11 protein-coding genes are annotated in these 12730 nt (G+C 66.6%); 2 read left to right on the plus strand and 9 right to left on the minus strand.

The features are described from left to right. Positions 1-45: 45 nt before the first annotated feature. Together DMH01_RS06145 and nfi are read right to left on the minus strand one after the other, a co-directional pair. On the minus strand, positions 46-738 hold the full coding sequence (locus tag DMH01_RS06145) for a uracil-DNA glycosylase (protein WP_125674090.1): 693 nt from the start codon (positions 736-738) through the stop codon (positions 46-48). Further along, on the minus strand, positions 735-1415 hold the full coding sequence (gene nfi / locus DMH01_RS06150) for a deoxyribonuclease V (RefSeq protein WP_125674091.1): 681 nt from the start codon (positions 1413-1415) through the stop codon (positions 735-737). Before nfi ends, DMH01_RS06145 begins: the two co-directional genes overlap by 4 nt. A 28-nt stretch (positions 1416-1443) precedes the next feature. Here nfi and DMH01_RS06155 point away from each other — a divergent pair, with 28 nt between their 5' ends. Next, positions 1444-2940 carry a S10 family peptidase gene (locus DMH01_RS06155; protein ID WP_125674092.1) on the plus strand — a complete coding sequence of 499 codons (1497 nt, stop codon included), beginning with the start codon at positions 1444-1446 and terminating at the stop codon, positions 2938-2940. 488 nt (positions 2941-3428) lie between these two features. After that, positions 3429-4049 (plus strand): hypothetical protein, encoded by a 621-nt coding sequence (locus DMH01_RS43185; RefSeq protein ID WP_233621413.1) that lies wholly within the window; start codon positions 3429-3431, stop codon positions 4047-4049. A gap of 85 nt (positions 4050-4134) precedes the next feature. On the opposite strand, the gene DMH01_RS06165 is transcribed toward DMH01_RS43185, so the two are convergent. The 7 genes from DMH01_RS06165 to DMH01_RS06195 form a co-directional block, all read right to left on the minus strand. Further along, positions 4135-5856 carry a S8 family serine peptidase gene (locus tag DMH01_RS06165; RefSeq protein ID WP_125674093.1) on the minus strand — a complete coding sequence of 574 codons (1722 nt, stop codon included), beginning with the start codon at positions 5854-5856 and terminating at the stop codon, positions 4135-4137. Between the two features lie 76 nt (positions 5857-5932). Beyond that, entirely contained in the window at positions 5933-6931 is a 999-nt protein-coding gene (locus DMH01_RS06170) for an ABC transporter ATP-binding protein (protein WP_125674094.1), read from the minus strand. Further along, positions 6924-7916, minus strand: coding sequence for an ABC transporter ATP-binding protein (locus DMH01_RS06175; protein ID WP_125674095.1), 993 nt, complete (start codon positions 7914-7916; stop codon positions 6924-6926). Before DMH01_RS06175 ends, DMH01_RS06170 begins: the two co-directional genes overlap by 8 nt. 6 nt (positions 7917-7922) lie before the next feature. Next, positions 7923-8876, minus strand: a complete 954-nt coding sequence (locus DMH01_RS06180; RefSeq protein WP_125674096.1) for an ABC transporter permease — start codon at positions 8874-8876, stop codon at positions 7923-7925. Next, complete coding sequence (locus DMH01_RS06185; RefSeq protein ID WP_125674097.1) at positions 8869-9795, minus strand: ABC transporter permease; 927 nt, start codon at positions 9793-9795, stop codon at positions 8869-8871. The genes DMH01_RS06180 and DMH01_RS06185 overlap by 8 nt, the downstream gene beginning before the upstream one ends. A 93-nt stretch (positions 9796-9888) precedes the next feature. Beyond that, positions 9889-11508 (minus strand): ABC transporter substrate-binding protein, encoded by a 1620-nt coding sequence (locus DMH01_RS06190; protein ID WP_125674098.1) that lies wholly within the window; start codon positions 11506-11508, stop codon positions 9889-9891. 257 nt (positions 11509-11765) lie between these two features. Further along, complete coding sequence (locus DMH01_RS06195) at positions 11766-12719, minus strand: Ppx/GppA phosphatase family protein (protein ID WP_125674099.1); 954 nt, start codon at positions 12717-12719, stop codon at positions 11766-11768. Positions 12720-12730 lie beyond the last annotated feature (11 nt).

The raw sequence follows: 12730 nt of genomic DNA on the forward strand, positions 1-12730 counted from the left end.
ACCCCATCCGGCTGTGACCAGCGTCGCCACGGTTTCCGCACCGATTCAGTTCAGGCCGGCCGCCGAGGTCGCGGCGGCCAGGACGTCGCACACCATGTCAAGGGACAGGCGACCGGTCTGGACATTGCGCTGCGACACGTGATAACAGCCGAAAAGCCGCAGGTCGCCGAGTTCCAGTTCCGTTCCGTGGCCGAACTTCGGGCGTGGCGCGGGCACCGGCCAGCCCGCCTCCGCGAGCACCGGCAGCAGCGCCTGCCAGCCGAACGCGCCGAGCACCACGACGGCCTTCAGCGTCGGTTTCAGCAACGCGAGCTCCGCCGCGAGCCACGCTTTGCAGGTTTCCCGTTCCTCAGGTGTGGGCTTGTTGGCAGGTGGCGCGCATCTCACCGGGGACACCATCCGGGTCCCTCGGAGCTCGAGACCGTCACCTATATGGGTCGACGTGGGCTGCGACGCGACCCCGACCCGGTGAAGCGCCTTGAAGAGAACGTCACCGGACGGGTCACCGGTGAACAGGCGGCCGGTCCGGTTCGCACCGTGGGCCGAAGGGGCGAGGCCGACGATCGCCAGCGACGCGTCCGGCGGGCCGAAGCCGGGCACCGGCCGCGCCCAGTAGGTCTCGCCGGCGAAGGCCGCGCGTTTGACCACGGCGATCTCCTCGCGCCACGCGACCAGCCGCGGGCAGGCGCGGCAGCCGACGACCTCGGCGTCGAGTTCGGCAAGCGAGTGGAACCTCATAACGCCTCCTTCAGCGCGTCCCGGGCGAGCCGGTCGGCCTGCCGGGTGGTCTCCGGCTGACGGAACGCGGGACACAGCCGCAGCACCTGGCGGCACGCGTTGTCCAGCGAGATCTTGTGGCCGACGGAGACGTACAGGGGCTTCACGCCGTCTTGGGTGCGCAGGACCGCGCCGACGACCTCGCCGTCGTCCAGCAAGGGCACCCGCGAACCGCGTTCGGCGCCCGGCTCGTCGTGCTCGCCGACGAACCGGGTCTTGCCGACCCCGACGGTCGGCAGCCCGGTCACGACGCCGACGTGGCACGCGAGCCCGAACCGGCGTGGATGCGCCAGGCCGTGGCCGTCGCAGATCAGGAGATCCGGGACGTGGTCGAGCGCGCGGAGGGCGTCGAGCAGCGGGGGCAGCTCGCGGAACGCGAAAAGACCCGGTTCGTACGGGAACGAGATCCGGGAAACGACGGTTCGCTTTTCCACGACGCGGAATCCGCCGGTCTCGAGGGTGACCGCGGCGGCCGCGATGAGACCGCTGTCCTCGTCGTAGGCGACGTCCAGCCCGGTGACCGTGACGATCTCTTGTGGACAGCAATCTTCGAGTTCGACCAGGCCACGCAGGGTTTCCTGGATCCTGACCGCCTCCTGGGGCGTGCTCGGGCGATCATGCTCCGTGACGATGTCCACACCTACAGACTGCCAGTAAGTTGGGAGCATGCCGGACACCAATCCCGATGCGAAGGTCACCGACGAGAAGGACACCCCGTCGGTGGAAACCAAGGTCGAGCCGACCGACGACCTGGTCACCACGAAGCACACGCTGACGCTCAAGCGCAAGAAGCTCGCCTACACCGCCCAGACCGGGCGGATCGTGCTGCGGAAGGAGGTCATCACCGACGGCAAATCCGAGGGCTACAAGGCCAAGGCCGAGGTGTTCTTGACCTCCTACACGCTCGACGACGCGGAGCCCGGCTCGCGCCCGGTCACGTTCGCGTTCAACGGCGGGCCCGGCTCGGCGAGCATCTGGCTGCACATGGGCCTGCTCGGCCCGCGCCGGGTGCTGTCGGGCGATGTCGACGACCCGGTCGCGCCGCCCTACGGGCTGACCGACAACCAGGAAACCCTGCTGGCGCACAGCGACCTGGTGTTCATCGACCCGGTGTCGACCGGCTACTCACGCGCCGTGGACGGCGAGGCGGCCAAGGAGTACCACGGGTACACCGCCGACATCGAGTCCATCGGCGAGGTCATCCGGCTGTGGGTCTCGCGCAAACAGCGCTGGCTCTCGCCGAAGTTCCTCGCGGGCGAGTCGTACGGCACCCTCCGCGCGGCCGGACTGGCGTCGCATCTCCAGGAACGCCACGGCATGTACCTCAACGGGCTGTTGTTGATCTCGTCCGTATTGGACATGGGCACGCTGCGGTTCACCGAGGGCAACGACCTGCCGTACTCCCTCTACGTGCCGACGTACGCGGCGATCGCGCACTACCACGGCCTCCACGGCGACCGGCCACTCGACGACGTCCTCGCCGACGCCGAAGACTTCGCAGTCAAGGAACTCCCCTGGGCTCTCGCGCGCGGCGCGCGCCTGTCCACACAGGACCGCGCCGAAGCGGTGGCGACGCTCGCCTCCCTGACCGGCCTGAGCGAATCCTATGTGGACCGGGTCAACCTGCGGATCGAACACGTGCGGTACTTCACCGAGCTGTTGCGGGACAAGGGTCTCGTCGTCGGCCGGATGGACGGCCGGTTCACCACCTGGGAGCCCGACGGCGGCCGCGAGCACATGAGCGACGACCCGTCGATCTCGCGGATCATCGGCGCCTACACGGGCGGGCTCAACCACTACGTGCGGGCCGAACTCGGCTACGAGAACGACCTGCCGTACGAGGTCCTGTCGACGGACGTCTTCAAGGCCTGGTCGTACTCCGACTTCGAAGGCCGCTCAGTGTCCTCTGTGGACTCGCTGGCGTCGGCCATGCGGGCGAACCCGCACCTTCAGGTGCATGTCGCCTTCGGGCACTACGATGGCGCGACGCCGTACTTCGCTTCGGAGCACGTGCTGGCGCGCTTGCAGATTCCCGAGGAGCTGCGGGAGAACATCGACACGGCGTACTACCCGGCCGGGCACATGATGTACGTGCACGAGGCGTCGCGAGTGCAGCAGGCGAAGGACTTGGCGAAGTTCATCAAGAACGCCTCGGGGAAGTAGCTCGCCTCGCCAACTCAGGCGCAGGCGGGCACTTCTGTACTGCAATGAAGGGGCCTTTCATAGCAAATTTTGCTATGAAAGGCCCCTTCATTGCAGCGGTGCGGCAAGTTCTGTCGGTCCGGCGGACCACCATGATCGCCATGTACCTCTCAAAGAACCCACTCACCGATGCCCACCTGTGGCAGTACAGCCGGGACGGTGTCATCCAGGTGACAACCCTCGAAAAGCTCGGGGTTTCACAAAGTACCTCCTATCGAAGATGCCAGCCTGGAGGCAGGTGGACCCATCTGCTTCCAGGAATCGTTCTCCTGTCTCGTGCCAGACCGTCAGCAAGGCAACGCGTCGAAGCCGCGTTGATGCATGCCGACGGCCTTGGCATCGTCACGGGGTTCGAAGCGGCAAGGCGTTATGGACTACGCCAAACCCCACCCGGGGATCATGTCCATGTTCTGATCCCTCAACTGCATCACATCAGGAGCTCCAGGTTCGTGATCGTCGAGCGGACGATCCACATGCCAGGAAGCCGGCTGTTGAGCCGAGTCCCGCTCGCGGAACCTCCTCGCGCGGTACTCGACGGACTCCGGCGCATACGGGAGCTCGACCCGGTCCGCGCGCTGCTGCTTGAAGCCATCGAAACCGGACTGTGCACACTTAGCGAACTTCAAGGCGAACTGGAGTCCGGCAGCAAAAGGGGCACCGCATTGCCCCGTGCCGTACTTCGCGAACTCGAAGCCGGCGTTGTATCCGTGCCGGAGGCCTCGGCGCTCTCGATCTGGCAACGCGCCGGTCTTCCGCCGGCCGAGCGGAACGTCAAGATCTTCGACGCTCACGGCAACTACATCGGCAAACCCGACTCCTGGTGCGATGAACTGGCCATGGCTTGGGAGATCGATTCGTACTCGTTCCATTTCGGCAGGGATGCCTTCAGAAGGACCCTCCACCGCAACAATCGGTACGCCGCAGCAGGGATCGTCGTGGTACAGACCCTGCCGGATCGGCTGCGAGATGAACCCGAGAAGGTCATGGCGGAACTTCGGGCCGCCGCGGTAGCAGCAGCACGACGACCGCGCCCCACCATCATCGTCGCCCGGGAGAAGCGAGCGGCTTGACCACCCTGCCCGTGCAATGAAGGGGCCTTTCATAGCGAAATTTGCTATGAAAGGCCCCTTCATTGCAGTCAAGTGACCCGAAAGATCAGCCTCGCAGGTACTGAGAACCCCGCGTCACGGCCGACCAGGCGTCCACGGCACCGTGACCGTAGAAGCCGTTGAACGAAGCGTCACCGGTGCAGGTCGCGGTGAACGACGCGTCCCGGCCCTCGTCCAGGTAGTCGACGGTCCGCGGCACCGGGCAGGCGATGTCCGAAGCCGTGCCTTCGAGCACCCGCTGCACCGCGTCCGGGTTCATCCCGAAGTCGCGCGAACCCTTGCCGTACTGCGAAACGATCAGCGCGGCGACACCCGAAGCGTGCGGCGACGCCATCGACGTGCCCTGCAGCCACTGGTAGTAGCCGACGCGGCCGTCGGCGGCGGTGGCCTTCTTGATGCCGGCGGTGACGCCGTCGGGCGTGATGGTCCCGTCCGCGTCGATCATGCCTTCCGCGACACCGACGTTGCGCGGGTACGTCGAGAGGATCTGGTTCTCGACCGTGCGGAACCACGGGGTGCCGAAGTAGTCACGGAAGTATCCGCCGGGCGCGGACACCGAGATCTGCTCGACGCCGTAGTTCGAGTAGTCCGCCTTCGCCTGCGAAGGACCGAAGGACGAGACACCGATCGTGTGCGGGCCCTCGATGGGCATCGAGAGGCAGCTCGCGTTGTCGATCTGCCGCGGGTGCGTGCTGTTCGACGGGTAGCCAGGGCTCGACGCGTCCGGCTGCGGGGTGGCGAGGTCGCTGTGCTGGTTGCCCAGCGAGACGACCTGGGTGACGCCCTTGCGGTGCGCGTAGTTCAGCGCGCGGGTCGTCGCCTCGATGATGGTGCGCTGCTCGGCCTGCTGCGCGGGCGTGTCCGCGGGGTTCGCGGTGCAGTTGTACAGCCAGGGGTCCGTGAAGAAGCTCATGTTCACGACGTCCACACCGGCGTCGCCGGCGTAGGTGATCGCGTCCACGGTCGACTGCAGGAAGAAGAAGCCCGAGTCCTGCCCGGCGCGGAGGTTCACCAGCGTCACGTTCGGCGCGACACCCGAGACCCCGAAACCGTTCGCGGCGGCGCCGATGGTGCCGGCGACGTGCGTGCCGTGCCCGTTGTCGTCGTGGTCCACCGGGTCGACGCAGCTGCGGTATTCACACGGTCCGTCGACGACGGCGCCGTTGACGTCGGAGACGATGTCCTTCGTGAAGTTCCGCGACGCCGCGCGGTCGAAGTTCGGCGCGATGTCCGGGTGGCTCCCGTCGACGCCGGTGTCGATGACGCCGACCTTCACCCGCTTGTCACCCGGCTGCTTGGTGCGCGAAAGGTCCGACCGGACCGACTTGAGTCCCCACAGCTGGTCGTCGAGCGGGTCCATGCCGACGGCGTTCGCCTGCACCGGCTTCTTGGCCGAAGCGGCGCCGCGGCCTTCCTTCTCGACGACGCCCGGCTTGACCTTCGCCTTGCCGTTCTTCGGCGCGGTGCCGATCGGCTTCGCTTTGGCCGCACCGTAAACCGACCGGTCCGCGGAGACCCGCTCGGCGAAACCGTTGGCGGGCGCGGTCGCGGTGATCAGGCCGACCGCGGCGTTGCTCGCCACGACGGTGCCCCCGGCGGCGCGGACCGCCCTTTCCACCGAAGCGACACTTTGGCCTTCACGGGCCAGTACCGAGAATTCGGTCGCGGCGCCGGAAAGCGCCGGTTGCGCTGATGCCACCGGAGCAGCGACGATCGCGCCGAACAGCGGTACCGCGAGCGCGATCACGAGAGATCTGGGCTTTTTCACTTCCTGCCTCCTGAAGAAAACTATTCGTGCAAACTACGTGAGCGATCCCCACGTATCAACGAAGTCCCTACGAAAGTCAGGGGACGACGGTTTTCTCCTCCGCGAAATGGCAGGCGGACAAATGCCCGCCGGACCGGGTGATCAATTCGGGTTCCTGATCGGCGCAAACGTCCTGTGCCTTCCAGCACCGCGTGCGGAACCGGCAGCCCGACGGCGGATCCAGCGGGCTCGGCACGTCGCCTTCCAGCCGGATCACCTGACGCTGCCCGCGTAACGCCGGGTCCGCGACCGGCACCGCGGACAGCAGCGCCTGCGTGTAGGGATGCGAAGGACGCTCGTAGATCTCGTCTTCGGTCCCCATTTCCACGATCTTGCCGAGATACATCACCGCCACGCGCGTGGAAAGGTGACGGACAACCGACAGATCGTGTGCGATGAACACATAGGAAAGGCCGAATTCGTTCTGCAGATCACCGAGCAGATTCATCACCTGCGCCTGGATCGAAACGTCGAGCGCGGAAACCGGTTCGTCGCAGATGATCACCTTCGGCCGCAACGCCAGCGCCCGCGCGATGCCGATGCGCTGACGCTGACCGCCCGAGAATTGGTGCGGATAGCGGTTGATGTGCTCCGGATTCAGTCCGACGACGTCGAGCAGCTCCCGTACCTTCGCGGCCCGCGATCCCTTCGGCGCCACGTCGGTGTGGATTTCGAAGGGTTCGCCGATGATGTCGCCGACCGTCATCCTCGGGTTCAGTGACGTGTACGGGTCCTGCAGCACGATCTGGATCTCGCGCCGCAGCCTCCGCAGTTCGGCTCCCCGCAACGCGAAGATGTCGCGGCCTTCGAAGGTCGCGAGCCCGCCCGTGGGCTCTTCCAGCCGCATCAGCACCTGGGCCAGCGTGGACTTGCCGCACCCGGATTCCCCCACCACACCGAGCGTTTCGCCCGGCATGAGGTCGAAGGAGACGCCGTCGACGGCCTTCACGTGCCCGATGGTGCGTTTGAAGAGGATCCCGGCCCGCACCGGGAAGTACTTCACCAGGTTTTCGACGCGCAGAATGGGCTCAGACACGATCGCTCACCACCTCGTCGGCGAAGTGGCAGGCGCTGACCCGGCCGAAGCCGAGGTTGTGCAGGGCGGGCCGTTCGGTCTCGCACCGGCTTTGCGCCCGCGGGCAACGCGGATGGAACGGGCAGCCGGGCGGAACGTTCAGCAGGCTCGGCGGCAGGCCCTTGATGGTCTCCAGCGTCTGTCCTTTGAGGTCGAGCCGCGGCAGCGAGGCCATGAGCGCCTCGGTGTAGGGATGCCCCGGCGAACGGAACAGCTCGGTGACGTCGGCCTGTTCGACGATCCGGCCCGCGTACATCACGGCGATCCGGTCGGCGACCTCGGCGACCACCGCCAGGTCGTGGGTGATCAGGATCAGCCCCATCCGCCGTTCGGCCTGGATCTCCGCCAGCAGGTCCATGATCTGGGCCTGCACCGTGACGTCGAGCGCGGTCGTCGGCTCGTCCGCGATCAGCAGATCCGGGTCGAGCGCGAGCGACATGGCGATCATCGCGCGTTGCCGCATCCCGCCCGAGAACTGGTGGGGGTACTCGCGCACCCGGCGGGCGGCGGCGGGGATGCGCACGATGTCGAGCAGTTCGATCGCCCGTTTCCGCGCGTCCTTTTTGGACATCCCGAGCCGGACCCGCAGCTGTTCCTCGATCTGGAATCCCACGGTGAACACGGGATTCAGCGCCGACAGCGCGTCCTGGAAGATCATCGCGATCTCCCCGCCCCGCACCTCACGCCGCCGTTCTTCGGTGGCGGTGAGCAGATCCTCGCCGCGGTAGCGGACCGCGCCGCCGGTGACGACGGCGGGCGGGCTGTCGAGGATGCCCATCACCGTCTGCGCGGTCACGCTCTTGCCGGACCCTGATTCTCCCAGCACGGCAAGGGTTTCCCCGGCGTGCACGGAGTAGTCGACGCCGTTGAGCACGGTCGCGACACCGTCGGACGTGCGGAATTCGACATGGAGGTCTTCCACCTCCAGCAGCAGTTCGTCGGTCACGGACGATCACCGGGCCTTCGGGTCGAGCGCGTCGCGGATACCGTCACCGAGCATGACGAACGCGAGCACGGTGATGGTCACGAACCCCGCGGGGAACAACAACATGTGCGGATTCACCCGGAAGTAGTCCCGCGCGTCGCTGATCATCACACCCCACGAAACGACCGGAGGCCGCACGCCGACGCCGAGATACGCCAGCGTCGCTTCCGCGCCGATGAACGCGCCGAGCGCGATGGTCCCGTAGACCAGCACCGGCGCGACCGTGTTCGGCAGCAGATGCCGGAACACGATGCGCGGCGTGCTCGCGCCGAGTCCGCGCGCGGCCTTGACGTAGTCGAGCTGTTTGGCCACCAGGGTCGCCGACCGCATGATGCGCATCGCCACCGGCCAGCTCAGCGCGGCGATCGACACGACCACCTGCACGATGATGGTGACGACCCCGGGGTTCGAGCCGGGCGCGTTGAACGTGGTCAGGATGACGATCGCGCCGAGGACGAACGGCAGCGCCGCGAAGATGTCGCCCACCCGCGAGAACAGGCTGTCGACGAGACGGCCGTAGTACCCGGCGATGATCCCCACCACCGAGCCGATCAGGATCGTCAGCACCGTCGCGAAGACACCGACCAGCAGCGACGCCCGCGCGCCGTGGATGGTCCGCGCGTAGACGTCGTAACCCTGGTTGTCGTAGCCGAACCAGGCGTCCGCGGACGGTCCTTCGTTGGCGTGGAGCAGATCGCTGAACCCGGCAGGCCGGGAACTGAACAGGTCGGGCGCGATCGCGATGAGCACGACGAGCGTGATGATGACGGCGGAGATGATGAACGACGGCCGCTTGCGCAACATCCGCCAGGCGTCGCCGCCGAGGCTGCGCGGCTTGTGCGCCGTCGCGGAATCGTCGGCGACACCGGCGCCCGCGACGTCCACAGAGGACACACCGCCGGCCACATTGGGGTCAGTCATAACGGATCCTCGGGTCGAGAACGGCGTAGAGCAGGTCGACGATGAGACTCACCAGCAGATAGACCATCACCAGGAGGACGACGACGCCGGTGACGGTGGCGCCCTCCCGGTTCTGGATACCGCGGAAGATGAGCCCGCCGATGCCGTTGATGTTGAACACGCCTTCGGTGACGATGGCCCCGCCCATGAGCGCGCCGATGTCGGTGCCGATGAAGGTCAGCACCGGGATCACCGAGTTCCGGAGCAGGTGCACGCCGACGACGCGGCTGCGCGGCTGTCCTTTGGCGACGGCCGTGCGGACGTAGTCGGCGTGCCGGTTCTCCGCGATGCTCGTTCTGGTCAGCCGGGCTATGTAGGCCATGGAAAGACTGCCGAGCGCGATACCGGGCACGATCAGCTCGCCGATCGTGGCGTCCTCGGACACGCTCGCGTCGATGATGCCCAGTTCCGAACCGAGGACGATCTGGAGCACGATCGCGGTGACGAACACCGGGATCGAGATCAGGAACGTGGTGGACATCAGCACGAGGTTGTCGAGGAAACCCTTGCCGCGCAGGCCGGTCAGGATGCCTGCGGACAGGCCGATGATCGCTTCGATGGCCACCGCGATGAGGGCGAGCCGGACCGTCACCGGATAGGCGTTCCCGATCAGTTCGCCGACCGAGTTGCCGTTGAAGGTCTCGCCCCAGTCGCCGGTGAACAGGTTGCCGAGGTATTTGAAGTACTGGACGAAGATCGAATCGTCGAGGTTGAACTTCGCGGTCATCATCTCGATGTAGGCGGGCGGGCAGGCGACCTGGCCGCATTTGCCGGCGAACGGGTCACCGGGCACCGCCCAGACGAGGGCGTAGATGAGGAACGTCGTGCCGAAGAAGACCGGGATGAGTTGAAGTAGTCGTCGGAGGATGTATTGGGACATGGGCGTGCCGTCCTGAGGATCGCGTGGTGGGAGCCGGGGTCCGGGACGGCCGGGAACGGTGCTGCACCGTTCCCGGCCGTCCCGGCCACGCGATTACTTCGCCGCGACCTCGATGGACGAGTAGTCCGCGAGCCTGCCGAAGTCCAGCTTCACGGTCTTGAGCCGGTTCGACTTCCCGCCGACGCCCTTCTCTTCCCACACGGGGATCTGCGGCAGATCCTTCGCGATCAGGTCCTCGGCCTGCTGGTACAGCTTGATCGCGGCCGCCTTGTCGGCGGTCTGGTCCGCCTGGGTCAGCAGCGCGTCGACGGCCGGGTTGTTGTACGTGGAGTCGTTCGACGAACCGGTGCTCTTGTAGCGCGGGTTCAGGTAGTTCTCGATCGACGGGTAGTCGGCGGACCAGTCGGAACGGCCCATGCCGGTCAGCTGGCGGTTGTTGACGATGCTGCGCCACTGCCCGAAGTCGGTCGCCGGCACGAAGTCGCATTCGACGCCGAGCGCGTTCTTGATGCTGTTGCACGCCGCGACCAGCGGCTCCTTGCGACCGCCGTCGGCGTTCGACGCGATGGTCAGCTTGCCGGTGTAGCCGGACTTCGTGAAGAACTCCTTGGCCTTCACCGGGTCGAACTTGCAGAACTCGCCGCAGACACCGGGCCGGTAGCCCTCGATACCGCGCGACACGTAGCCGTCGGCGGGCGCGTAGGTGTCGTTCATGACGGTCTTGACGATCTGCTCGCGGTCGATGGCCAGCGAGATCGCCTTGCGCAGGTCCAGGTTGTTGTAACCCGGGACGTAGTACGGGAGCGCCAGCGCGCTGATGCCGAGCAGCTTCCCTTCGATCAGCCGCTCACCGAGGTCGGTCTTGTACTTGCCACCGGCCTTCGCCGCGGGCGGGAGCGCCTCCATGAAGTCGAGGCGGTTGCTCAGCAGATCCTGGTACGCGGTCTCCTGGCTGGTGTAGATGCGGACTTCCAGGTCCTTGAACTTGACCTTGTCCTCGCCCTGGTACTCGTCGAACCGGGTGAGCTTCATGTTCTGGTTCGGCGTGCGCGAAACGAACTTCAGCGGTCCGTTCCCGATCGGGGCCTTGGCGAACGCCTCCGGGTCGGCGAAGAACTTGTCCGGCAGCGGCGCGAAGGCGAGGTAGCCGATCTTCGTGGAGAACACGGAGAACGGTCCCTTGAGGGTGACCTGGAACTCGTAGTCGTTCACGATCTTGAGCCCGGACATCTCCTTGACGGCGGGCTCCTTGGCGCTGATCTCGTCGTAGCCCTGGATCTGCTCGAAGAACGACGCGTTCTGCATGCCGTTCTTGCCGTTCGCGCTGTAGTTCCAGGCGTCGACGAAGTTCTTGGCCTTGACCTCGGTCCCGTCGTGGAACTTCCAGCCCTTTTTGATCTTGATGTCGAAGACCTTCGAATCGGTCGTGGTGATCGATTCGGCCATCAGGTTGTACGGCTCGGCGGTGTCGGATTTGTAGCCGATCAGCGCCGAGAAGACCGGCTTGAGGGCCTTGGACCCGCCGAGCTCGTTGGTGTTGGCGGGAATCAGCGAGTTCTCCGGCTCGGTGCCGTAGACCGAAACCGACGCGTTGGCGTCGACGGCGCCGGATCCCTTGTTCTCGCTGGATCCACCACCTCCACAGGCCGTCAGCAGCAGGGCCGCCGTGGCCACCACCGCCGTCGCTCCCCAGAACCCGCGTGAAGCCCGCATGTCCACTCCAACTCTCGTCGTCGGATAGCGCGGCGGGCGCTGGTCGCGCCCCACCGCCCAGAAGGTGAGACGACGCTATGGGACAGGTGAAGCCGATCACAGTGCGTTGGTGTTGCAAATGTGTGACGGTCTCCCGGACCACCCGGTTAGAGCACAACGTTGGTAGGAACGACGCTGGGCCGAACGGCCCAATCCGGACTGGAGGTCACCGCTTGATCACCTAAAGAAATGGCTTCCTGTAAGAGAAAACCCGACTGTCAAGCCAACGACAGCGCGATCCCGTCGAGGATGTCGTGCTCGGAGATCACCAGTTCGCCGGGACCACCGCGCGTGGCGAACTGCTCGGCCAGCACCTGCACGATCACCGAGCCGCCACCGATCACGTCGACCCGGCCGGGGTGGATCACCGGGTTCGCGGCGCGGGTCGCGTGGTCGGCCGTGAGGAGCGACTGCACGACGCGGTCGATGTCGGCGTGGGAGAGCTTCGAGAGGTGGGTGCGCTCGGAGTCGTACTCCGACAGGCCCTGCGCCACGGCGGTCAGGGTCGTGACCGTCCCGGCGACGCCGATCCACGTCTTGGCGTTGGACACGTCCACGACGTCGAAGGCCTCGGTGAGCACCTTGGCGGCCAGCTCCCGGGCCTCGGCGATCTCGGCCGCGGTCGGCGGGTCGGACTTCAGCGCGCGTTCGGTGATGCGCACGCAGCCGATGTCGACCGACTTGGCCGCGATGACCTCGGCCTGACGGCCGTCCCAGGTGCCGACCACGAGCTCGGTCGAGCCGCCGCCGACGTCGACCACCACGAAGGGGCCGTCGTCGGGGTCCTGCTCGCCGACTGCGCCGGTGAAGGACAGGCGTGCCTCTTCGTCCCCGCTGATGACTTCGGCCTCGGTGCCGAGGACCTCGCGCGTCATCGCGAAGAACTCGTCGCGGTTGCTCGCGTCGCGGGTCGCGGACGTCGCGACCATGCGGACCTTCTCCACACCCTTGCGGCGCGCGGCGATCGTGTAGTCGGCCAGCGCCTTGCGGGTGCGCTCGAGCGCCTCGGGGGCCAGCCTGCCGGTGGCGTCCACGCCCTGGCCGAGGCGGACGATCCGCATCTCGCGGTGCAGGTCACGCAGGTCGACCGTCCCGTCGTGGCGGGGGGTCAGCTCGGCGACGAGCAGGCGGATGGAGTTGGTCCCACAGTCGATCGCGGCAACACGAGGCATGCCCCGAGCTT

The sequence above is a fragment of the Amycolatopsis sp. WAC 04182 genome, assembly GCF_003947465.1.
In the GTDB taxonomy this organism is placed as follows: Bacteria; Actinomycetota; Actinomycetes; order Mycobacteriales; family Pseudonocardiaceae; genus Amycolatopsis.

Excerpts from the sequence above, each read along its gene's own strand:
- DMH01_RS06145 (WP_125674090.1), bottom strand. The coding sequence starts at position 738 with ATGAGGTTCCACTCGCTTGCCGAACTCGACGCCGAGGTCGTCGGCTGC.
- DMH01_RS06155 (WP_125674092.1), top strand. The coding sequence starts at position 1,444 with ATGCCGGACACCAATCCCGATGCGAAGGTCACCGACGAGAAGGACACC.
- DMH01_RS06180 (WP_125674096.1), bottom strand. The coding sequence starts at position 8,876 with ATGACTGACCCCAATGTGGCCGGCGGTGTGTCCTCTGTGGACGTCGCG.
- DMH01_RS06185 (WP_125674097.1), bottom strand. The coding sequence starts at position 9,795 with ATGTCCCAATACATCCTCCGACGACTACTTCAACTCATCCCGGTCTTC.
- DMH01_RS06190 (WP_125674098.1), bottom strand. The coding sequence starts at position 11,508 with ATGCGGGCTTCACGCGGGTTCTGGGGAGCGACGGCGGTGGTGGCCACG.
- DMH01_RS06195 (WP_125674099.1), bottom strand. The coding sequence starts at position 12,719 with ATGCCTCGTGTTGCCGCGATCGACTGTGGGACCAACTCCATCCGCCTG.